The sequence below is a fragment of the Sphingorhabdus pulchriflava genome (assembly GCF_003367235.1).
Classification (GTDB): Bacteria; Pseudomonadota; Alphaproteobacteria; order Sphingomonadales; family Sphingomonadaceae; genus Sphingorhabdus_B; species Sphingorhabdus_B pulchriflava.
In genome coordinates, this window is the sequence record NZ_QRGP01000001.1 from 1,840,189 (window position 1) to 1,861,266 (window position 21,078).

The 21,078-nt window shown below is 57.8% G+C and carries 22 protein-coding genes; 8 read left to right on the forward strand and 14 right to left on the reverse strand.

Annotation, left to right across the window (positions count from 1 at the left end):
- Positions 1-115: 115 nt before the first annotated feature.
- Positions 116-2,062 carry an alkyl/aryl-sulfatase gene (locus DXH95_RS09045; protein WP_181883614.1) on the forward strand — a complete coding sequence of 649 codons (1,947 nt, stop codon included), beginning with the start codon at positions 116-118 and terminating at the stop codon, positions 2,060-2,062.
- 6 nt (positions 2,063-2,068) lie between these two features.
- Here the strand turns inward: DXH95_RS09045 and mltG are convergent, their stop codons facing one another.
- From mltG to DXH95_RS09085, 8 genes are all read right to left on the reverse strand, one after another.
- Entirely contained in the window at positions 2,069-3,040 is a 972-nt protein-coding gene (mltG, locus tag DXH95_RS09050) for an endolytic transglycosylase MltG (protein ID WP_115549016.1), read from the reverse strand.
- Between the two features lie 4 nt (positions 3,041-3,044).
- Positions 3,045-4,301 (reverse strand): beta-ketoacyl-ACP synthase II, encoded by a 1,257-nt coding sequence (gene fabF / locus DXH95_RS09055; RefSeq protein ID WP_115549498.1) that lies wholly within the window; start codon positions 4,299-4,301, stop codon positions 3,045-3,047.
- Positions 4,302-4,443: 142 nt separating this feature from the next.
- The gene (locus DXH95_RS09060) at positions 4,444-4,677 is read right to left on the reverse strand and encodes an acyl carrier protein (protein WP_115549017.1); all 234 of its coding nucleotides are present in this window, start codon (positions 4,675-4,677) and stop codon (positions 4,444-4,446) included.
- Between the two features lie 139 nt (positions 4,678-4,816).
- Entirely contained in the window at positions 4,817-5,287 is a 471-nt protein-coding gene (locus DXH95_RS09065; RefSeq protein ID WP_115549018.1) for a hypothetical protein, read from the reverse strand.
- A gap of 108 nt (positions 5,288-5,395) precedes the next feature.
- Complete coding sequence (fabG, locus tag DXH95_RS09070) at positions 5,396-6,133, reverse strand: 3-oxoacyl-[acyl-carrier-protein] reductase (protein WP_115549019.1); 738 nt, start codon at positions 6,131-6,133, stop codon at positions 5,396-5,398.
- A gap of 1 nt (position 6,134) precedes the next feature.
- A complete protein-coding gene (locus tag DXH95_RS09075) occupies positions 6,135-6,929 on the reverse strand; it encodes a crotonase/enoyl-CoA hydratase family protein (RefSeq protein ID WP_115549020.1) in 795 nt (264 codons plus the stop codon).
- A 3-nt stretch (positions 6,930-6,932) separates the two neighbouring features.
- The gene (fabD, locus tag DXH95_RS09080) at positions 6,933-7,871 is read right to left on the reverse strand and encodes an ACP S-malonyltransferase (protein ID WP_115549021.1); all 939 of its coding nucleotides are present in this window, start codon (positions 7,869-7,871) and stop codon (positions 6,933-6,935) included.
- Positions 7,872-7,946: 75 nt separating this feature from the next.
- Complete coding sequence (locus DXH95_RS09085; protein ID WP_220272250.1) at positions 7,947-8,972, reverse strand: calcium:cation antiporter; 1,026 nt, start codon at positions 8,970-8,972, stop codon at positions 7,947-7,949.
- A gap of 232 nt (positions 8,973-9,204) precedes the next feature.
- Here DXH95_RS09085 and DXH95_RS09090 point away from each other — a divergent pair, with 232 nt between their 5' ends.
- Both DXH95_RS09090 and DXH95_RS09095 read left to right on the forward strand, forming a co-directional pair.
- Positions 9,205-9,858: a cytochrome b/b6 domain-containing protein gene (locus DXH95_RS09090; protein WP_115549023.1), complete on the forward strand. Its 654-nt coding sequence runs from the start codon at positions 9,205-9,207 to the stop codon at positions 9,856-9,858.
- Positions 9,855-10,373 carry a helix-turn-helix transcriptional regulator gene (locus DXH95_RS09095; protein ID WP_115549024.1) on the forward strand — a complete coding sequence of 173 codons (519 nt, stop codon included), beginning with the start codon at positions 9,855-9,857 and terminating at the stop codon, positions 10,371-10,373. Before DXH95_RS09090 ends, DXH95_RS09095 begins: the two co-directional genes overlap by 4 nt.
- Here the strand turns inward: DXH95_RS09095 and DXH95_RS09100 are convergent.
- Positions 10,370-11,191 (reverse strand): LD-carboxypeptidase, encoded by an 822-nt coding sequence (locus tag DXH95_RS09100; protein WP_115549025.1) that lies wholly within the window; start codon positions 11,189-11,191, stop codon positions 10,370-10,372. The two genes, DXH95_RS09095 and DXH95_RS09100, sit on opposite strands and share 4 nt — an antisense overlap.
- A gap of 56 nt (positions 11,192-11,247) precedes the next feature.
- Here DXH95_RS09100 and DXH95_RS09105 point away from each other — a divergent pair, with 56 nt between their 5' ends.
- The 5 genes from DXH95_RS09105 to rplI all read left to right on the forward strand — a co-directional run bounded on the left by DXH95_RS09105 (position 11,248) and on the right by rplI (position 15,921).
- Positions 11,248-12,651, forward strand: coding sequence for a glutamate ligase domain-containing protein (locus DXH95_RS09105; RefSeq protein WP_115549026.1), 1,404 nt, complete (start codon positions 11,248-11,250; stop codon positions 12,649-12,651).
- A 36-nt stretch (positions 12,652-12,687) separates the two neighbouring features.
- Positions 12,688-14,436: a bifunctional metallophosphatase/5'-nucleotidase gene (locus tag DXH95_RS09110; protein WP_115549027.1), complete on the forward strand. Its 1,749-nt coding sequence runs from the start codon at positions 12,688-12,690 to the stop codon at positions 14,434-14,436.
- A gap of 139 nt (positions 14,437-14,575) precedes the next feature.
- A complete protein-coding gene (gene rpsF / locus DXH95_RS09115) occupies positions 14,576-15,010 on the forward strand; it encodes a 30S ribosomal protein S6 (protein ID WP_115549028.1) in 435 nt (144 codons plus the stop codon).
- Between the two features lie 3 nt (positions 15,011-15,013).
- On the forward strand, positions 15,014-15,238 hold the full coding sequence (gene rpsR, locus DXH95_RS09120; protein WP_115549029.1) for a 30S ribosomal protein S18: 225 nt from the start codon (positions 15,014-15,016) through the stop codon (positions 15,236-15,238).
- An 11-nt stretch (positions 15,239-15,249) separates the two neighbouring features.
- A complete protein-coding gene (gene rplI, locus DXH95_RS09125; protein WP_115549030.1) occupies positions 15,250-15,921 on the forward strand; it encodes a 50S ribosomal protein L9 in 672 nt (223 codons plus the stop codon).
- Between the two features lie 68 nt (positions 15,922-15,989).
- Here the strand turns inward: rplI and DXH95_RS09130 are convergent, their stop codons facing one another.
- The 5 genes from DXH95_RS09130 to DXH95_RS09150 all read right to left on the reverse strand — a co-directional run bounded on the left by DXH95_RS09130 (position 15,990) and on the right by DXH95_RS09150 (position 21,022).
- Positions 15,990-16,421: a potassium channel family protein gene (locus DXH95_RS09130; RefSeq protein WP_115549031.1), complete on the reverse strand. Its 432-nt coding sequence runs from the start codon at positions 16,419-16,421 to the stop codon at positions 15,990-15,992.
- A complete protein-coding gene (locus DXH95_RS09135) occupies positions 16,414-17,814 on the reverse strand; it encodes a TrkH family potassium uptake protein (RefSeq protein ID WP_181883615.1) in 1,401 nt (466 codons plus the stop codon). The genes DXH95_RS09130 and DXH95_RS09135 overlap by 8 nt, the downstream gene beginning before the upstream one ends.
- A 53-nt stretch (positions 17,815-17,867) precedes the next feature.
- Complete coding sequence (gene folE, locus DXH95_RS09140; protein WP_115549499.1) at positions 17,868-18,488, reverse strand: GTP cyclohydrolase I FolE; 621 nt, start codon at positions 18,486-18,488, stop codon at positions 17,868-17,870.
- A gap of 108 nt (positions 18,489-18,596) precedes the next feature.
- Complete coding sequence (gene fsa / locus DXH95_RS09145) at positions 18,597-19,250, reverse strand: fructose-6-phosphate aldolase (RefSeq protein ID WP_115549033.1); 654 nt, start codon at positions 19,248-19,250, stop codon at positions 18,597-18,599.
- Between the two features lie 110 nt (positions 19,251-19,360).
- A complete protein-coding gene (locus DXH95_RS09150; RefSeq protein ID WP_115549034.1) occupies positions 19,361-21,022 on the reverse strand; it encodes an ATP-binding response regulator in 1,662 nt (553 codons plus the stop codon).
- Positions 21,023-21,078 lie beyond the last annotated feature (56 nt).

Below are 21,078 nucleotides of genomic sequence, written 5' to 3' on the forward strand. Positions count from 1 at the left end.
CGTCTCGCTGGAGTGAAACCGAGTGTCTCACATTCACTAATCGACTGGAGCGATATCAATGAGGGTTGCGGTGCATCGCCTTACTGACTTAGGTGTCAGTCGAGGGAGAGAATATATGCGCTTGATTCCGCTTTTGCTGCTGGGCGTGGCCACGCCTGCATTCGCCACTGATCCGGCACTTGAACCTAAACCGGCCAGCGAAGCCACCATCGCCGCGCAAAAGGCCGAGGCAGCGAGCCTGCCGATAGAGGACGGACGCGATCTCCAATTTGCGCAGCAAGGCTTTGTGGCTACCCGCACCGACCCGATCATCCGCGCCAAGGATGGCCGCCCGGTCTGGAATCTTGACGCCTATAAGTGGATGGAAGGCGATGCTCCCGCCACCGTCAACCCCAGCCTTTGGCGGCATATGACCGTCCTGCGCCATCACGGGCTGTTCAAAGTCACCGACAATATCTGGCAGGTGCGGGGTTTCGATGTGTCGAACATGACTGTGATCAAGGGGCAAACAGGCTGGATTCTGATCGACCCGCTGACCACCCGCGAGACCGCTGCGGCTGCACTTGAACTTGTGAACAAGGAGCTAGGCACGCGCCCCGTCACCGGCGTGATCTACAGCCATAGCCATGGCGACCATTTCGGCGGCGCGCGGGGCGTGACTACCGAGGCGGACATCAAGGCTGGCAAAGTCACGATCATAGCCCCCGAACATTTCATTGAGGAAACGGCGTCTGAAAATGTGATGGCCGGTGCAGCCATGGGCCGCCGCGCCAACTACCAGTTCGGAACCGGCCTGACACCAGGGGCGCAAGGTCAAATGGGCAGCGGAATTGGTCGGGGTGTGGCTGGTGGAGAGATCACCTTGCTCACGCCGACCGACACTATCCAGAAAACGGGCGACAAGCGCGTTGTTGACGGGGTTGAACTGGAGTTCCAGATGGTCCCCGAAACCGAAGCGCCAGCGGAAATGAACGTCTACGTACCTTCGGCGCGCAGTTTTCTTGCTGCCGAAATTGCCACCTGTTCGCTGCACAATGTGCTGACGCCGCGCGGGGCGAAGGTGCGCGACGCCCTTGCCTGGTCGCAATATCTTGGCGAGGCTGTAAATCTTTACGCCACCCGCAGCGATACGGTGATGTCCAGCCACTGCTGGCCGCGTTTTGGCCAGAAGGAGGTCGACGGCTGGCTGTCCGGGCATCGCGACAATTATCGCTATCTGCACGACCAGACGGTGCGGTTGATGAATCAGGGTTTGACCCAAACCGAAATCGCCGAGCGGTTGAAAGCCCCGCCTGCCCTCGCCAACCAATGGTTCAATCGCGGCTATTACGGCACTTACAGCCATAATTCGAAGGCCATCTATCAACGCTATCTCGGCTGGTATGATGCAATTCCAGCCAACCTCAATCCGCATCCGCCAGAGGAGCGCGGCAAGCGTCTGGTTGCGGCTATGGGCGGGACGAAGAAGGTGATTGCCGAGGCCAAACGCGCGATGAAAGCCGGCGATTATCGATGGTCATCCGATCTGCTGCATCAACTCGTTTTCGCAGATCCGAAAAATACCGAAGGGCGAGCGCTCCTCGCCGACAGTTATGAACAGCAGGGCTATCAGGCCGAATCTGCCATCTGGCGTAACCAGTTTCTAACTGCGGCGCGCGATTTGCGGCAGGGTCTGACGCCCAGCATCGCCTCGCAAAGCGTTGACATGATTTCCGCAATTGCCACGCCGTTGCTGCTCGATTCCGTCGCGACGCGCCTCAATCCGGGCATCATCAAGGATCGGAAACTAGCGATCAACTTTGTAATCCCTGATCGGCAAGAAAAAGCGAAGATTAGCGTCGGCAATTCGGTGATGTTCAGCGAGATGGGGGCGGCACATGCAGCGCCCGACGCAACCGTGACTGGCCCGCGTCAACTGTATCTCGCCATGCTGTTCCTGAAAATGCCGTTGGCGCAGCTTGAAGCCGCAGGATTGAAGATTGAGGGCGATAAAGCCGCCGTCGAAGCCCTCCAAGCCGCGCTCGATCCGATGCCAGCCGCCTTCAACATAGTCGAGCCGTAAGCGGGGTTACATTTCCCCCCGCTCACGGCGGATAGCGTACCATTTCTCGACATTGGCGTTATGCTCTTCGAGCGTCTTGGCGAAGATATGGCCACCTGTGCCATCGGCCACGAAGAAGAGATAGTCGGTCTTTTCCGGATTGAGCACCGCCTCAATCGCTGCGCGCGACGGATTGGCGATCGGGCCTTTGGGAAGTCCGACCATTGAATAAGTGTTGTAATCATTGACCGATGCGATTTCGGACTGACGGATACGCCGCCCTAATGGTTTGCCCTTTGTTATAGGATAGATGATTGTCGGATCTGCTTGAAGCATCATTCCGGTTTTCAGGCGATTTGAATATACGCCCGCGACCATCCGCAATTCAGACTTTTTCGAGGTTTCTTTCTCGACGATCGACGCAAGCGTTACCGCTTCCTGAGGTGTTTTGACGACCGTGTCCTTACTGCGCCTTGGCCAAAGATCGTCGATCGCTTTCTGCATCGCCCCTTGCATCCGGGCGACCACCGCGGCGCGTGGCTCTCCTTTTTCGAAGGCATAGCTATCCGGTAGAATCGAGCCTTCGGCGGGCACCGGAATTTCGCCGGTTATCCGGTCATTGGCCATCAATCGCTCATAGACCATGATCGACGGCATGCCCTCAGGCACGGTCACCATGCGTTGCACGGTTTTCCCACCGGTCAGGATCGACAGGATTTCCGAGTTTGAGGCACGCGCCGGGATTAGGAATTCGCCGGCCTTGATCGTGCTTGAGGCACCGAAAATCCGCGCCCGATTGGCGAACGCATCGGCCGATTTGATCGCACCGATGTCTTCCAGCTGCTCGGCTGCCGAGCGTATGCTCGCACCCGACTTGATCAGCACGGCTGTTTCCTTTGCCAGCGGCCCCGCGGCATTCCATCCATAGACGAAATTGCCTGCGATAATCAGGAACACCAGGCCACCTGCAATCAGCAGCCCTTTGAACAGCCGACTCATCCGATCAAACGGCTTTCATGACAAGGCTGGCATTGGTGCCGCCAAAGCCGAAACTGTTGTTAAGCACCGCCTTCACCTCGCGCTTGCGCGCGACATGCGGAACCAGATCAACACCCTCGGTGCCCTCATCCGGATTGTCGAGATTGAGCGTCGGCGGTACGATCTGGTCGCGGATCGCGAGGATGCAAAAAATGCTCTCCACCGCACCAGCACCACCTAGCAGATGGCCGATGGCGGATTTGGTGCTGCTCATCGAAGCGCCGCTCAGATCGTCCCCTAGAACGCGCTTTACCGCTGCGAGTTCAATCGTGTCTGCCATAGTAGAGGTGCCGTGCGCGTTGACATAGTCGATGTCGCCCGCAGCGAGCCCTGCCTTGCGCAGAGCCATCCGCATGGCCAGTTCTGCGCCCTTGCCTTCTGGATGCGGCGCGGTAACGTGATAAGCATCACCTGACAGACCGTAGCCCACCACTTCGGCATAGATTTTCGCGCCACGCGCCTTGGCATGCTCATATTCTTCAAGCACAACCACGCCTGCGCCTTCGCCCATTACAAAGCCGTCGCGATCCTTGTCATATGGGCGGCTGGCCTGCTCGGGGCGGTCGTTGAAGCTAGAGTTGAGCGCACGAGCCTGTGCGAAACCGGCCACGCCCAATGGATTGATCGTGCTTTCGGCACCGCCTGCCAGCATGATGTCGGCGTCATCATCCTTGATCATCCGCGCGGCATCCCCAATCGAGTGCGCGCCCGTGGAACATGCGGTTACAACGGCGTGGTTGGGGCCCATAAGGCCATATTTGATCGAAACCTGTCCGCTAATCAGGTTGATCAAGCGACCATGGACGAAGTGTGGTGAAACTCGGCTCGGGCCTTTTTCATGCAAAACAATCGATTCGCTTTCGATTCCCGGAAGGCCACCAATGCCCGATCCGATCGAGCAACCGGTACGCATTTTGAGCTCATCAGACATCTCTGTCAGACCCGCATCTTCCAACGCCTGCCCGGCGGCATCGATGCCATAGATGATGAAGGGATCGACCTGGCGCTGCACCTTATGGTCGACGCGCTTGTCAGGATCAAAGCCCCAGGGATGGTCCTTTGGCTTCACTTCGCAGGCGATGTGGCATTTCTGGTCACTCGCATCAAAGCGGGTGATCATCCCTGCCCCCGATTTGGATGCCAAAAGATTTGCCCAGGTGGTTTCAACGTCGCCCCCCAGCGGCGTGACCAGCCCAAGCCCTGTTACAACAACCCGACGCATGTGACGCTCTCCATCGTGCAATTGGTTCGCGCCCATTAAGGCGAGCGCGAGCAAAAAAGCAAACGGCTTTCCAGCAGGTTCACGCCTGTCCGGAAAGCCGTTTGAAAAACTCGATCATATAGCTGCGAAAAGCAGCCTCAACTCAGCTGTTGGCGTTGATGAAATCGATCGCGTCCTTGACGGTCGAAATCTTTTCAGCCGCATCGTCAGGGATTTCGACGTTGAATTCTTCTTCAAACGCCATGACGAGCTCGACAATGTCAAGGCTGTCTGCGCCAAGATCGTCGATGAAGCTGGCTGCTTCAGTAACCTTGTCAGCTTCAACGCCGAGATGTTCGACGACGATCTTCTTTACACGATCCGCGGTGTCGCTCATTTTATGCCCCTTCTTGTTTGGGATTTGAATTTCGAAATCCGCCCCTAATGCCCAGCAAGGCGGCTGGCAAGGGGGGAGCGGTAATTGAAGGAAATCCGCCGCCCAATATCGAAGCGACGCGGGGATTCTAACGCCAATATTACGTGGCCGCCTCGGCAAACCGTCTCGCTGCTAGTCGCGATTCCGCCAAATGGGCAAAATAGCGCCCTAAGTTATCGGACATTTCCTGCGTCCACTTATCGCCCATCTCGCTAACCAGCATGCCAGCTGCCTGACGCAAGATGGCACTATTTTCGGAATCCTTTATAATCTCATGAAGCTCTTCGGTCGATTTTCCATCCAGCAAAGCTTCATATTCAATGATCTTTACGCCTAGGCCGGTCAGCTTTTCCTCAAGCGCTGCCCCGGAAATGATCGAAACATTGAATTCAAACGCTGCCAACGCGTCGGCATCTCCCCAGCCATTATCTTCTGCGCATATGTCGATTGCGGCCTCAATTTTATCATATTGCGCATCGGTCAGCTCGCCATTCGCCGCGACCAGTCCATCATGCCAGCTGTTAAGCTCTGGCTCGCCAAGCCGTTCAAGCGGGCACAGCACGTCTTTCATCGACAGATCGCTTGCGTACGCAGGCAATGCACATACTAAACTGGCACTGAAAATAGCCGCTCCGGCTGAAAGATTTACTCTCATATCTGCCCCCAACATTTAGCCCTATTACAGCATTGCCATCCCGCCATTCACGTGGAGCGTCTGGCCAGTGACATAGCCGGCCTCTTTCGAGGCAAGATAGGCGACTGCAGCGCCGATATCGCCACCTTCGCCCATTCGCCCCATCGGAATGCGCGCGTTGAGTGCTTCTTTTTGTGCGTCGGGCAACACATCAGTCATCGCGGTGCGGATGAAACCCGGGGCGACGCAATTCACTGTGACGTTACGGCTGGCGAGCTCTGCCGCCAACGCCTTGGACATGCCCACAAGTCCTGCTTTCGATGCCGCATAGTTGACCTGCCCGGGATTACCTGTCGCGCCAACCACGCTGGTAATCGTGATAATCCGCCCAAAGCGCGCCTTCATCATCGGCTTGGTGGCCGCACGCATCAGGCGGAAGGCGGCTTCGAGGTTGATTTTGATCACCTCCTCCCACTCCTCATCCTTCATACGCATGGCAAGATTGTCGCGGGTCACGCCAGCATTGTTCACCAGGATATCGATCTGGCCCAATTTCTCGAGCGCAGCCGGAACCAGCGCTTCGACGCTGTCTTTGTCCCCAAGGTTGCACGGCACCGCAACATGATCATTGCCGAGCGAAGCACGAAACGCCTCCAGTTTCTCAACATTGCTGCCCGAAACCGCCAACCGCGCCCCCTGCTCCGCCAGCGCGTGGCAAATGGCGCTGCCGATACCGCCAGAAGCACCCGTGACAAGGGCCGTCATCCCTGAAAGATCGAACATCCTATTCTCCCGTGAAAACTGGCGCGCGCTTTTCGATGAACGCATTGATAGCCTCGTCATTGTCACGCGTGTTGTGCGCTAAGCTTTGCATCGCAGCCGACATTTCGAGAATATTCTTGAGGTCCGCCATCTGCCCTTCGCGCAGCAGGCGTTTGGTCATGCGAACGGCGTGCGGCGGGTTGGCGGCAATCTTTGCCGCGATTTCACGCGCTTTGCCTAGTAGGTCGTCATTGGGCACGACGTGACTGACAAGGCCGATTTTGAGTGCTTCTGCGGCGTCTATCATTTCGCCGGTCAGAGCCAATTCAGTCGCCCGACTGAAACCCACAATGCGCGGGAGGAGCCAAGCTCCACCGTCGCCCGGGATGATGCCAAGCTTGACGAAACTCTCTGCAAATTTGGCGCTTTCTGCGGCCACACGCACGTCGCACATCGTCGCAAGGTCAAGGCCAGCACCGATAGCATGGCCGTTGACCGCCGCCACAACGGGTACTTCCAACGCTTGGAACATCAGCGGCAGGCGCTGGATGCCGTATTTATAGTTACGCCGCGTTTCAACCGGATTACCCGAACGCAGGCCGCCACTGTCAGGACGCATCTGTTTCAAGTCGCCGCCTGCGGAAAAGGCCGTACCCGCGCCGGTCAGGATGACACAGCGTACCGAGATATCGCGATCGGCCTCTTCAAATGCGGTGCAAATCGCATCCACAACAGCAACGTCCGAAATAGGATTACGCTTTTCCGGCATGTTGAGGGTGATCGTCAGGATCGACCCGTCACGTTCTTGCAAAAGCATGGTTTAAAGCTCCTTCAAAACGGCTTCGATGTCATCCATCGAAATGATGCTGGTGGTTGAAATCTCGTCGCCTGCGCTGCGCTTCACCATCGGCGAGAGCACCTTGCCACCAAATTCATAGAAATGCGTCACACCTGCATCACGCATGGCAATCGCCGATTCGCGCCAACGAACCCGGCCTGTCACCTGTTCCACCAGAAGCTTGCGGATTTCATCGGGCTCTGAAACCGGCGATGCCAGCACATTGGCGAACACGGGGACATAAGGCGCGTTGATCGCGGTCTGACCCAGCGCGTCGGCCATGCGGTCAGCGGCGGGCTGCATCAACGGGCAGTGGAAGGGTGCCGAAACGGGCAGCAGGACACCACGCTTTATGCCATGATCCTTTACCAGTTCTATGGCACGTTCGATGGCGCCCTTGTGGCCTGAAATTACGACTTGCGTCGGATCATTGTCATTGGCGACAGTGCAGGTTTCGCCCTGTGCCGCAGCCGCGGCGAGCGCTTCTGCCTTTTCAATATCTGCGCCGAGCAATGCCGCCATCGCCCCGACACCGACAGGCACAGCGGCCTGCATCGCTTGCCCGCGCAGCTTGAGCAGCTTTGCCGTGGTAGAGAGGTCGAACGCACCCGCGGCACACAAAGCGGTATATTCGCCAAGGCTGTGACCAGCGACGAAATCGGCCTTTTCAGATAGCTTTACGCCGCCTTCCTTTTCCAGCACGCGCAATGTCGCAATGGCATTGGCCATGATCGCGGGCTGGGCATTTTCGGTAAGCGTCAGGTCGCCTTCGGGGCCTTCGCACATCAGCTTGAACAGGCTTTGTCCTAGCGCATCGTCGACTTCCTGAAAAACCTCGCGCGCAACCGCACTTGCCTCGGCCAGCGCCTTGCCCATGCCGACAGCCTGGCTGCCTTGCCCCGGAAAGATGAATGCCCGCATGTTCGCTCCCTTGTGCGTCTTGTCGTTCCCAGCCGCCTATGGCGGGAAAGCCTATGATGCAAGCAAGAGTGCGTGTCAGGGGATGATTGTTGTGAACAAATAGACCCCGAAAATGAGGAGATGGACGACGCCCTGCAGGATTGTCGTCTTTCCAGTCGCCAAGGCTTGCGCGCTGACCAGCAATGTCAGCATCAGCAGCACCATCGACTTGCTGTCGAGCCCGAGCGTAATCGGCATTGCCATTGCCATCGACAGGGCGGCAACAGCGGGAATAGTCAGTCCGATGGTTGCCAGCGCCGAACCCAAAGCCAGATTCAAGCTTGTCTGCAATCGATTGGCCAAAGTCGCGCGGATCGCTGCGACGCTTTCGGGAAGCAGAACAAGGGCAGCAATGATGACGCCAACGAGCGCGCGCGGCGCTCCCCAATCATCGACCATAGTTTCTATCGGGGTAGCCAGCTTTTTTGCCAGCATCACAACCGATACGAGGCATACGAGCAGCAGGGCAAAAGACAGTCCTGCGGCGCCAGCCGTTGGCCTATCGGCATGCACATCTACATCGGCCGCCTTGTCCTTGGGAGGCAGAAAATAGTCGCGATGGCGAACCGTCTGCACGGCAACAAACGTTCCGTATAATAGCACTGACACAATGGCGACAAAGGCCAGTTGCGAGGTCGAATAGACGGGGCCCGCTTCCGACACAGTGTAATTGGGCAGCACCAGGCTGAAGACCGTCAGCGCTGACAATGTCGCGAGCGAAGCACTGACGCCGGTTTGCTGAAAGCTCTGTTCGCGGTGTCGCAATCCGCCGATAAGAAGGCAGATGCCGATCAAGCCGTTGAGAATGATCATGACTGCGGCGAAAACGGTATCGCGCGCCAGGCTTTCGGCACCTTCTCCGGCGGCTGACATCAAGGTTACAATCAACCCAAGCTCAATAATGGTTACAGCCAGTGCGAGAACGAGAGTGCCAAAGGGTTCACCGATCCGGTGTGCGACCAGTTCCGCATGATGAACTGCCGCAATGACCGCACCAGCGAGCAAAAGGCCTACCAGAGCAACCGGCAGCGATGCTCCAAAGCTTGCCAAAACCCCGGTCATAGCGAGCAGGGGCAAAACCCAGACCCAATGCGACAACAATTTCCCGAGTGTTCCCTGCATAGGGGTAATGTAACCGTAATTGGCCAAAATGAAAGCCTCGCACCCCTATTTTACCGAACATCCATTTTGATAAGCAGTTGCTTAAATGCCGGTTGTCAGCAGCTGTCGGATAGACTGCAGCCCACGCTCCCTCCAGCTACCGCACATGAAATCGCAGCCACTGGAGTATCCTATGTCCGTCATCGAACCTACAAAACGGTGGGACCCCATCGTCAAACTGACCCATTGGGGGGTCGCATCTGCCGTCATCGCCAACGCACTTTTCACCGAAGAAGGATCGGGCTGGCATGTCTGGGTCGGCTATGCGCTGGCCGGTCTGCTGTTGCTCCGTTGGCTGTGGGGTTTCGTCGGCACCCGCAATGCCCGCTTTTCCGCCTTTCCGCCCAATCCGATGCGTGCGGTGCGCTACATTGCTGGAGCCCGAAAAGGGCAGGTACAACAGCATGGTTCGCACAATCCGCTAGGCACGCTTATGGTATATGCCTTGTGGTCTTGTCTGGCCGTCATCATCGCCAGCGGCATCGCCATGGCCGGCCCACCGCCTACTAATCCTAATGTTCGTGAGGTTGGAGAGGCCAATGAGGCAGCTTCTTCCGAGGTGCGCAGCTATTCCGAAGAAGAAGGCGAGGAAGAGCGAGAAGAGCAGGAAGGTGGTGAATCGGGCGAAGGTGGCGAAGAGGTTCTGGAAGAAGTCCATGAAGTCGCGGTCAATCTGCTCTATGTCCTGATCGCATTGCACATATTGGGTGTCCTGTTCGAAACAATGCGGCATGGACGTGGAACCGTGGGAGCAATGATTCCCTTTATGAACCGAAGGAAGCCATGACGCAAAAGGCCAACTCGCCAGCAACGACCGGCCCCACAAGGGCCGGTCTGGTCGCTGTGATTGTCGGTATTCAGGCAATCGCTGCGATCTTCTTCATTGCTGATGCTATTGGCGATCTGGCTGCAGGTGAGATGGACTTTCATATATTGGTCGAGGCGCTGATCGCCTTTGCCCTGCTCGCGGGCGTAGGCATCGGCGCATGGATGGCGCGCCGTCTGCTCGCCGAAGCGCAGGAACGCGAGAGGGTGTTGGCGATCGCCTCTGGCGCGCTGACCGAGCATATCCAGTTGCGCTTTCGTGACTGGAAGCTGACCGATGCCGAAGCCGAGGTGGCGTTGTTTGCAATCAAGGGCTGCGATGCCGCCGAGATCGCCCGGCTGCGTGGTGCGGCCCAAGGAACCGTGCGGGCCCAGCTAAGCCATGTCTATGCCAAATCAGGCGTCGCTACCCAAGCCGAACTGGTCAGCCTGTTCATCGATGACCTATTGCAGGTTGATTTGCGAACCTCGAATTAGCCGATAGCGCCGAACGGCACGACCTTATTGGCACTATCGTGCCCGATATCTGCTTCTCCAAGATAAGAGATACCGAAACGCTTGCACCAGCGCTGCGCAATTTCCTCGGCCGTCTCGCCAAAGGGGCGGTCATTATCCGGTACGTCGCTGACGCGGCCGAGGCGCAAGCCTGCTAGGCCGACCCCCTTCAAATGCTCGCCGACATGGAAAAAAGCGCGATCAAAGGCATAGAGATATTCGCTGACTTCCTCGACCATCAGCACATGGCCCTTAAGATCGGGCATCAATGGTGTGCCGACGAGCATGGCGAGCGTCATCAGGTTGAAAGCCGCATATCTTGAACCTACTTCAACACTTGATTCCAATGATTTGGAACTACCTTTTACCAGCCAGTCTAACGCTCGTTTAATTGCCTGATCGCCACCCTTCCGGCGAATATCGGCACACATCGGGCCGTGGACAGGCCAGCCGATGTTTGCCTTATACAGCGCCGCCAGCAGATTTCCCTGATCGCTATAACCTAGATAGGTTTTGGACTTTGCCGGTGCCTTCAGCTGCTGGATCGCATCTTCCGCAATTCGGCATGCGCCATAACCACCGCGCACGAACCAGATCGCATCAAATGCAGGATCGTTGGCTAGGCGCACAAACGCCTCCAGCCGCTGCTCGTCGGTTCCTGCGAAATGGCCATTTTCGATGAAGCATTGGTCATCGAAGCGCAGTTCGGCGTCAGGATGGCTTTCTGCTGCCAAAGCCGTAACCCGCGCTGCATCATCGCGGGTGAAGGGGGTTGATGGTGCGCAAATACCTATCTTCACAGTCCCTCTCCCGATAAGCGATTGCCAAAATTGCCCCCGGGCAATAGCGGAGCGCGATGGACAAAAACAAATCCTATTTCTTTTGCGGTATCGGCGGTTCGGGCATGTTGCCGCTGGCCAATATCGTCCGCGATGGCGGAGCCACGGTTGCAGGCTCTGACCGGGCGCTCGACCAGGGGCGGCTCGCGCCCAAATTCGAATGGCTGCAAAGCCTGGGCATCGACATCTTCCCGCAAGATGGCAGCGGTCTGACCAATGGCGACCAGATATTGATCGCATCTGCCGCAGTCGAGGACAGCGTGCCCGATGTCGCAAAGGCGACGGAACTGGGTTGTGGGCGAATGACACGCGCCGAACTGCTTGCCCAATTGTTCAATGCCGCTCCGCGCTCGGTCGCGGTTGGCGGCACCAGCGGCAAATCGACCGTGACGGGCATGATCGGCTGGATTTTGACCGATGCGGGGCTCGACCCGACCATAATGAATGGCGGCGTCATGAAGAATTTCGTCTCCGAAGGCACGCCCTTCGCCAGCGCACGCGTCGGCCATAGCGGGTTTTTCGTGTCCGAAGTCGACGAAAGCGACGTTTCGATAGCATTGTTCCAACCCGAAGTTGCAGTACTCAACAATATCAGCCTCGACCACAAGTCGCTCGACGAATTGCGCCAGCTTTTCGGTGATTTCGCCAAAACTGCGAAACGCGCAATCTGGAACGCGGACGATATCGAAACCGTAGCTCTTTTGGCTCCCATGGAATTGCAGGACGCGATCAGGTTCGGCTTCACCGACCGGGCAGATGTGCGCGCAGTCGATGTTATCGAAATGCCGCTGGGCAGCCGCTTTACACTGAAAGCCAATGGCCAGAGTTGGCCCGTGACATTGCAGGTTCCAGGACGCCACAATATCGCCAATGCCCTCGCCGCTATTGCTGCTGCACTGGCGCTTGATGTGCCGGTTGCACAGGCGGTACATGGGGTGGAACGCTTTGCGGGGCTGGCCCGGCGCTTCGACATTGTCGGTATCGCAGGTGGCATCACTGTCATCGACGATTTCGGACATAATCCGGACAAGACGGCAGCGACGCTGGCGACGCTGAAGGCCTTTCCTGGGCGCATCATCGCCTTTTTCCAGCCACACGGCTATGGCCCGATCCGCGTGATGGGCAACGAACTGGCCGGGGTTTTTGCAAAACATCTCAACCGCGATGACTATCTGATCCTGTGCGATCCGGTCTATTTTGGCGGTACGGTCGACAAGTCGCTTGGCAGCCAGTCGATCACCGACGCCGTCGTCGCGGCGGGCAAGCAGGCAGAATATATTCCGAGCCGCGAGGATTGCGGCAATCGCATAATCGAACTGGCGCAAGCGGGCGATCGAATCGTTATCATGGGCGCGCGCGACGATACGCTGAGCGGCTTTGCCGCCGATCTGCTGACACGCCTTGTGAAAGCCAGTGTTTGACTTGAACCCGTCACGCCAGTTTGCAATGGGTCGGCCATGAAGAAACTGCTCCTCGCTTTCACTGTCCTCGCTTTGCCCGGCTGCGCCAGCACCCGCATGGCGAATGAGGCGGTTGCGCCGATCGATATTCGCATCATCGGCATGAACGACTTCCACGGCCATCTTGATCCACCCAAGGCAACAATCGAAGCTACAGACGCATCGGGGGCAAAAGTCCGTATCCCATCGGGCGGCGTCGCCTATCTCGCCTCGGCCATCGATTATCTGAAAGCCGACGCGCCAAACAATGTCGTGGTTGCAGCAGGCGACCTGATCGGTGCCTCCCCGCTTTCCTCCTCTCTGTTCCTCGACGAACCCTCGATCATGGCAATGGGCATGGTGGGTCTGGAATTTAACGCGGTCGGCAACCATGAATTCGACCGCGGCACCGAAGAATTGCTGCGCATGCAATCGGGCGGATGCGATAAGTTCACCCAATCCGAACCGTGCCGCGTCGACAAACCCTTCCCCGGCGCGAAGTTCAAAATGCTGGCTGCGAACACAAAGAAGGCCGATGGCAGCACCCTTTTTCCACCTTTTGCCCTCAAGAATTTTGGAGCAGGCAAGACGCAGGTTACAGTGGGATTCATTGGCATGACGCTGGAGGGGACCTCTAACCTTGTTTCCGCTGGCCGTATCAAGGGCATCAGTTTTGCCGATGAGGCGGACACCGCCAACGCATTGGTGCCGCAACTGAAGGCGGCCGGAGCGGATGTCATCGTTGTGCTGGTGCATGAAGGGGCGAACAACAGCGGCGATATCAACAATCCCAAATGCGATGGCGTTTCGGGCACGCTGTTTCCGATTCTCGATCGGCTGGACCCGGCCGTAGATGTCGTCGTTTCCGGCCATACGCATCAGAGCTATGTTTGCGATTATAGCCATATCAATCCGGCCCGCCCGATTCTGCTGACCAGCGCGGGTTCCCGGGGGCAGGTTGTGACCGGCATTGATTTGAAGGTCGACGCACGAACCGGCAAAGTCCTGTCCAAATCCGCGCGCAATATAGTGGTGCAGAGCGAGGCTTTTTCCAATGCGCGCGGCGAAGTCCCGCTGGTCGAAGGCTTCCCGGTCTTTGCGCCGCGAGCTGATCTGGCAGCGCTGGCCAGCCGGTATCGCGAGGCCGCAAAGACAGAGGCCAACCGCGTGGTAGGAACGCTGGCAGGGCCCGCGACACGCGATCGCGGCAAGACCGGCGAAAGCATTTTGGGCAATTTGATTGCCGACGCCCAACTCGCGGCGACTGCGGGTGCCGAAAATGGCGGCGCTCAGATTGCCTTTATGAACCCGGACGGGATTCGTGCGGACATCTTCCCTGGCACCGATGGTCAGGTGACTTTCGGTTCGGTTTTCGCGGCGCAACCCTTCGGCAACACGCTGATCACCAAAACGCTGACGGGAAAGCAGATCATCGGTGTATTGGAGCAACAGCTGAACAATCCCGATTGGTATCGCATTCTTTCACCTTCGAGCGGTTTCCGCTTCGGATATGATCTGTCGCGTCCCATCGGCCAGCGCATAGTCTTTGCGACGCTGAACGGCGTGCCGCTTGATGCCAACGCATCATATCGCGTCACGGTTAGTGATTTTCTCTCGAATGGCGGCGACGGCTTTTCGGTGTTCAAGGATGGCACCAATCCGGCTGTCGGACCAACCGATCTGGAGGCCTTCATGGCTTGGCTGTCGCGCGGCGGTATCACGGCGCTGCCATCGCTCGGCAGGGTCGAGAACAAGACGCCGCAATAAATACCCAAACCCCTTGCATTTCCGTGCCATCCGGCGTAGTGGCGCGCCTTCGCCCGGGACTGCCCGGGTGAAATGAAGAAAGCCGGAGGGGCGCTCGCATGGGGCGACGTCAGCGATCGGTAAGAAAAGGAAGACGCCCATGCCGTTGTACGAGCATGTTTTTTTGGCGCGTCAGGACCTGTCACAAGCACAGGTAGATGCGCTGGCTGAAAATGCCACCAAGATCGTCGAAGAGAATCAGGGCAAGGTCGTAAAGACCGAAACTTGGGGCCTTCGCAGCCTTGCCTACAAGATCCAGAAGAACCGCAAGGCGCATTTCGTAATGCTCGACCTTGACGCTTCGGGCGATGCCATCGCCGAACTGGAACGCCAGACCCGCATGAACGAAGATGTGATCCGTTACATGACCGTTCGCGTTGACGAGCATGAAAAAGGCCCGTCGGTGATGATGCGCAAGCAGGAACGCAGCGACCGTGGTGATCGCGGTGGCTTTGGCGACCGTCCTGACCGTGGCCCCCGCCCCGACCGTGGTGATCGCGAAGCCCGCGCTCCCCGTGCTCAAGAGGAGATTTGATCCATGGCACGTCCGTTTTTCCGTCGCCGCAAGTCCTGCCCCTTTTCGGGTAAAGACGCTCCGCGCATCGACTTTAAAGATACCCGCCTGCTTCAGGGTTATATCTCTGAACGCGGCAAGATCGTTCCCAGCCGCATCACCGCCGTTTCGGCCAAGAAGCAGCGCGAACTCGGCCAGGCCATCAAGCGTGCACGCCATCTCGGCCTCATGCCCTATGTCGTGAAGTAAGGAGAAGACCCATGGAAATCATCCTGCTTGAACGCGTGGAAAAGCTGGGCCACATAGGTGACGTTGTTACCGTGAAGGACGGGTACGCCCGTAACTTCCTGCTTCCCAACAAGAAGGCGCTTCGTGCCAACGAAGCCAACCGCAAGGTTTTCGAAGCCAACCGCGCCAAGATCGAGGCAGACAATGCCAACCGTCGCGGCGATGCCGAAAAGCATGCGTCGAATGTCGAAGGCAAGCAGATCGTCCTGATCCGCGCGGCTTCGAACACCGGCCAGCTGTACGGCTCGGTTTCGGTCAAGGACATTGTCGACGGCCTGAACGCGCAAGACGCGAAGGTTTCGAAGGCGATGATCGTGCTCGAACGCCCGATCAAGACCCTCGGCGTGTTCGACGTCAAGGTCGTTCTGCACCCCGAAGTTGCGGTGACCGTCACCGTCAACGTCGCGCGCTCGGACGACGAAGCCGAACTGCAGAAGGACGGCGTCAACGTCATCGACCAGATGTTTGAAGACGAACAGGCTGACATCGCAGCCCAGGCCATCGAAATGGCCGAAGCCCGCGAAGCCGCCGCTGACGAAGCCGACGAAGCCGATGCAGCCCGCATCGAAAAGCTGAAGGCCGACCAAGCAGCCGCCAAGGCCGCCGAAGGTCTTTCGGCCGACGCAGGCGAAGACGACGCCTGATAGCTTCTTTCGAAGACGCAAACAAAGAGCCGCCCCGCCACGCGCCGGGCGGCTTTTTGTTATCTACTTCAAACCCCGCACAATTGCTCCGCCAGTGCGTGGCCCATGTCGGCTTCGGGATAGACCACCTTGGTCACGCCCAGCCGCGTCAGGATCAGTCCATGTTGGGGGGTGGAGGCTTTGGCCCAGATATCCTTGACGCCCAGTTCCTGCAGCGCCAGGACGGAGAGCACGCTGCCCTCCAGGCTCGCGCCGATTGCGACCACGGCATAGTCGACCTCGTTCACACCCAGCGCGCGCAGTGCCTCTGCCTCGGTCGAATCCGCCTGCACCACATGCGGCAGGTCGTCGGCGAGTTTCTGGACGATATCGGCATTGCCATCGATGCCGATCACCTCATGCCCCAGCGCGACGAGGCGCAGCGCTACCGCTTCGCCGAAACGGCCAAGGCCGATCACCGCGACGCTTTTCTTCTCCGCGTTTTTCGCTTTCCTAGCCAATGAGAACCTCCTCTTTGGGGTAATGGTAAAATACGGGTTTGCCGCGCGAAGCAAGCGCCGCGAACAAGGTGATCGGGCCGACGCGCCCGACGAACATCAGGAAGATCAGCAGATATTTGCCGGAATCAGTGAACTGCGCGGTAACGCCGGTGGACAGCCCGACCGTGGCGAAGGCGGAAACCGCCTCAAACATTGCATCGCGCGGGGAGATCTGCGGCGACAGCGCGACGAGCAGATAGCCCAGCCCCAGCACCAGCACCGCGGCGAGCGCGACCACCGAAATGGCGCGGCGCTGATTATGCTCGCCGATGCGGCGCCCAAAGGCCTCGACATCGGGCTTGCCACGGATTTCGGACCAGATGATCAGCAGGATGACGACCACTGTCGCCACCTTCACGCCGCCCGCTGTCCCCGCGCTGCCCCCGCCGATGAACATCAGGATCGAGGTGAGCATCAGCGACTGGTCGGAAAGTTCGCCGATATTGACCGCGTTGAACCCTGCGGTGCGCGCGGTTACCGACTGGAACAGGCCGTTGAGGATATGCGCGTGCGGTTCCATATTGCCCATCGTCGCGCCATTTTCCCATTCAAGGGTGATGAACAGCAGCGCGCCTGCGACCAGCAGGAAGGCATAGCCATAAAGCGTCAGCCGCCCGTGCAGCGAAATGCGCCGCCAGCCGCGCTGCGTCCACAGATCGCGATAGACCGGATAACCGATGCCCCCCGCGACCACCGCCGCCATGATCGGCGTGAGGAACAGCCAGTCCGACTGGAAACCCATCAGATTATCGCTCCACAGCGCGAAACCGGCATTGTTGAATGCGGAAATGGCATGGAACAGTCCATTCCACGCCGCGTCCGCCAGCGGCTGGCCATGGCCAAGCAAAAGCCAGCCAAACAGCCAGAGCGCGACGATAGCCTCAAACGTGAAGGTGAAGGCGACAATGATCTTGAGCAGCGGGCGGACATTGCCAGGCGTGATCCCGCTATTTTCCGCCGCCAGCCCGCGCCTTATGCCAAAGCCCATGGTGCGGCTGAACAGGGCGACGATCAGCACCGAGGCGCTCATGATGCCAAGGCCGCCCAATTGGATCAGGATCAGGATGATCAGCTCGCCCGACCCCGACCAATGGTTGGGCACATCGAGCGTCGACAGGCCGGTAACGCACAGCGCCGAAATCGCGGTGAACCATGCATCGACGAATGGCGTGCCCTGCCCGCTTTCAGTTGCCGAGGGCAAAGAAAGGGCGAATGCGCCGAGCAGCGAGACGAGGAAGAACAGCAGCGGCACAATCTGCACCGGCCGCGCAAACAACAGGTTCACAAGCCGGTCGAGCGTGCTGACCGCGAGCCGCTCTACCAGATGTTCGGGATGATGTTGTTGCTCGGCCAAGACTTTCCCCTTGCCAGCAATGCCTTAATGGCAATGTGCAGCAGGGGGAAGGTTCAATAACCCATCAGGCTCATCACTTCCTTGCGGCTCGACTGATCGTCGAGGAAGCAGCCGATGAGCTTGGAGGTGATCATGTTGACGCCGTGCACCTTCACCCCGCGCCCGGTCATGCAGCCATGCTGTGCCTCGATCACCACCGCGACGCCTTCGGGCTTCAGATGGTCCCAGATGCAGTTGGCGACCTCTGCCGTCAGCCGTTCCTGCACCTGCAGGCGGCGGGCGAAGCCGTGGAGGACGCGGGCGAGCTTGGATATACCGACAACGCGGTCGGTCGGCATATAAGCGATTGAGGCCTTACCGATGATCGGCGCCATATGATGCTCGCAATGCGACTGGAACGGAATGTCTTTCAGCAGCACGAGCTCGTGATAGCCGCCGACTTCTTCAAATGTGCGCGATAGATGGACCGAAGGATCCTCGCCATAGCCCGCGCAATATTCGCGCCATGCACGGCCAACACGGCGCGGTGTATCGATCAGGCCTTCGCGGCGCGGATCGTCCCCCGTCCAACGGATGAGCGTCTTGATTGCTTCGAGCACCTCGTCCGGAACGACAACTTTACCGCTCTCGTCAATCTCGTCATCATAATGAATGTGCGCGATGGGAAACACCATTTCGGGTCTGTTCATGCTGGTCCTCCTGCCGATCAACTCGGTCTCTAGACTATCCAGCTACGCTTGCCCGCCTTTCCATTCCATACAGCCAAAGGCCTTTAGGGTTAATCACCCGATAGCCTGCCCCGTTTTCGCCCAGTCGGCGAGGAATCCTTCGATGCCCTTGTCGGTGAGGACATGCTTGAACAGCCCCTTGATCACCGATGGCGGCGCAGTCATCACATCGGCGCCGATCTTTGCCGCCTCCAGCACATGGATGCCGTGGCGCACGCTGGCGACAAGGATTTCAGTACCGAAATCATAATTGTCATAGATCAGGCGAATATCGGAAATCAGGTTCATGCCATCGAAGCCGTTGTCGTCGTGGCGGCCAACAAAGGGCGAAATGAAGGTCGCACCCGCCTTGGCCGCGAGCAGCGCCTGATTGGCTGAGAAACAAAGCGTGACATTCACCATCGTGCCATCGCTGGTCAACGCCTTGCTGGTTTTAAGTCCGTCTATGGTAAGCGGCACTTTGATGCAGACATTGTCCGCAATCTTGCGCAGAACCTCCGCCTCTTTCATCATCGTCGCATGATCGAGTGCGACGACCTCCGCCGAAACCGGCCCGTCGGTCAGCCCGCAAATCTCCTTGGTCACTTCCATGAAATCGCGGCCGGATTTCATGATCAACGATGGGTTGGTGGTTACACCATCCAGCAGGCCGGTGGCGGCCAGTTCCTTGATGTCGTCGATTTCGGCGGTGTCGGCGAAGAATTTCATGTGCGGCCTACTCTCAAATTTGGTGAAGAATCGAATATAATGCCTAATGGCAAAATGCTCGCCGGTTGGACAGGTTATTTCGACCGCCGATGCTGTTCCCAACTTGCGAACTAGGCACCCGCGCTTTTGCTGTGCAGCAACAACGTCGAAATTGTGGAGCGCAATTGCGCCGGGCGTATCGGTTTTTTCAAAACGGTGACCGCTGGCTGATCGGGCATTTGCCTGACCTTACTTTCGTCATGTCCCGTCAGGATCAGCGCGGGCAGATCGGGCCCCATTTGTGCCCGGGCGACGGCGACCACTTCCTCGCCCGTAACACCACCGCCGAGATCGAAGTCGGTAATCAGCAGATCATAATCGCCAGCACGCATCCGATCGGGGAGTCCCGAATGCGCATCGACTTCACAGCCCCATGCGGTGAGCAAATCGCGCATGGCATCCATCACGTCAGCATCATCCTCAACCAGCAAGACGTTTCGCCCCTTTAACGGTAAGCGCGGATCGAACCTTTTGGCCCGCAAGGTTTCAGGAGCGACATCTGTCACCAGCTCAATACCCTGCAGTTTTATCGAAGTTCCCTTGCCATGTTCGGAATGGATGGCCACCTCTATCCCCAGCAACGCGGAAATCCGTTTGACGATGGAAAGGCCCAGCCCAACGCCCTGGCGGTCTGGATCGCCGCGTTCCCGGACCTGGAAGAATTCATCAAAAACGCGCATCAAATGTTCGCTGGCGATGCCTTCGCCATTGTCGCAAACTTGAATCATCACCCGATCACCTGCCGACCGGCAGCCGAGTACAACCTTGCCATCGATGCTATGCTTGATCGCGTTCGAAATGAGATTCTGCAAAATGGTGGTTAACAAGGCACGATCGCAACGCACAATTTTGGTTGTCTTGACGACCTGGAAATCGACATTCGACCAGGCAGCGGCTGCTGAATTCTGCGCTTCGAGTTCGGCAAATATCTGTCCCAGCGCGATTGGCTCGATTTCCGCCTTCAGCGTGCCGCTATCAAGCGTCGATACGTCGAGCAAAGACCGAAAAAGGCGAGCCACACCCTGCAACGATCTGTCAATGCGGTCGGCGATAACGCGCTGCTCGCGCGACAAACCTGTGCGCCTGAGCGTTTCCAGAAACAGCCCGATCGCATGTACCGGCTGGCGAAGATCATGGCTGGCTTGAGCCAGAAAACGTGACTTTGACAAACTGGCATCTTCAGCGGCGCGCAACGCCCGGTCATTCGCGCGGAGCAATGTATAACCATAATGAGGGATGATCAGCGCGGTTATCGACAATGTCGCCACCATGCTGGGGTCCGCTTGCCAATATGGCGTCAGCCAGAATATCGCGAACAAGCTGATTTGGGCCATGAATGTGGCAATAATCAAATATCGCCGTCCAAATCGAAAACCGTTCCCCATGGTTACCCAGAGAATGACCGCATAAAGCGGCAACATCACGACGCAACCGGCGATTATCCCATAAGATAGGCCGGCAAAGTCATTCACCATTACTGCGATGCGGCGGGCCGGATAATGTCCCGGATAGGCTTTGGTATGCAAAAGGATTGCGACCGAAACCGGTAGGAAAAACACATTATAGGTCAGAACGTTGCGGGCCCATTCCTCTAAGCGGAGTCCGCCCGTCATATAGTAATTTGTAGCCAGGATGTAGAGGATGATCGTGAACAACATCCCCATCCGGTTCCACGCTTGACCGATATCAGCCTTCAACTCGGTAGGCGTTGCTTCATATCGCTTGAATAACATAAACTCTCATACCCGCAGCTTGCTGCAGTCTGTCGGAAGAATGCAGTATGTTACCG

Coding starts and splice junctions, on each gene's coding strand:
- DXH95_RS09045 (WP_181883614.1), top strand. CDS start 116: ATGCGCTTGATTCCGCTTTTGCTGCTGGGCGTGGCCACGCCTGCATTC.
- DXH95_RS09085 (WP_220272250.1), bottom strand. CDS start 8,972: ATGACCGGGGTTTTGGCAAGCTTTGGAGCATCGCTGCCGGTTGCTCTG.
- rplI (WP_115549030.1), top strand. CDS start 15,250: ATGGAAATCATCCTGCTTGAACGCGTGGAAAAGCTGGGCCACATAGGT.
- DXH95_RS09095 (WP_115549024.1), top strand. CDS start 9,855: ATGACGCAAAAGGCCAACTCGCCAGCAACGACCGGCCCCACAAGGGCC.
- DXH95_RS09110 (WP_115549027.1), top strand. CDS start 12,688: ATGAAGAAACTGCTCCTCGCTTTCACTGTCCTCGCTTTGCCCGGCTGC.
- DXH95_RS09060 (WP_115549017.1), bottom strand. CDS start 4,677: ATGAGCGACACCGCGGATCGTGTAAAGAAGATCGTCGTCGAACATCTC.
- DXH95_RS09075 (WP_115549020.1), bottom strand. CDS start 6,929: ATGCTTTTGCAAGAACGTGACGGGTCGATCCTGACGATCACCCTCAAC.
- DXH95_RS09150 (WP_115549034.1), bottom strand. CDS start 21,022: ATGTTATTCAAGCGATATGAAGCAACGCCTACCGAGTTGAAGGCTGAT.
- DXH95_RS09090 (WP_115549023.1), top strand. CDS start 9,205: ATGTCCGTCATCGAACCTACAAAACGGTGGGACCCCATCGTCAAACTG.
- fabD (WP_115549021.1), bottom strand. CDS start 7,871: ATGCGGGCATTCATCTTTCCGGGGCAAGGCAGCCAGGCTGTCGGCATG.
- fabF (WP_115549498.1), bottom strand. CDS start 4,301: ATGCGTCGGGTTGTTGTAACAGGGCTTGGGCTGGTCACGCCGCTGGGG.
- folE (WP_115549499.1), bottom strand. CDS start 18,488: ATGGTGTTTCCCATCGCGCACATTCATTATGATGACGAGATTGACGAG.
- rpsF (WP_115549028.1), top strand. CDS start 14,576: ATGCCGTTGTACGAGCATGTTTTTTTGGCGCGTCAGGACCTGTCACAA.
- fsa (WP_115549033.1), bottom strand. CDS start 19,250: ATGAAATTCTTCGCCGACACCGCCGAAATCGACGACATCAAGGAACTG.
- DXH95_RS09105 (WP_115549026.1), top strand. CDS start 11,248: ATGGACAAAAACAAATCCTATTTCTTTTGCGGTATCGGCGGTTCGGGC.
- fabG (WP_115549019.1), bottom strand. CDS start 6,133: ATGTTCGATCTTTCAGGGATGACGGCCCTTGTCACGGGTGCTTCTGGC.
- DXH95_RS09065 (WP_115549018.1), bottom strand. CDS start 5,287: ATGAAAGACGTGCTGTGCCCGCTTGAACGGCTTGGCGAGCCAGAGCTT.
- mltG (WP_115549016.1), bottom strand. CDS start 3,040: ATGAGTCGGCTGTTCAAAGGGCTGCTGATTGCAGGTGGCCTGGTGTTC.
- rpsR (WP_115549029.1), top strand. CDS start 15,014: ATGGCACGTCCGTTTTTCCGTCGCCGCAAGTCCTGCCCCTTTTCGGGT.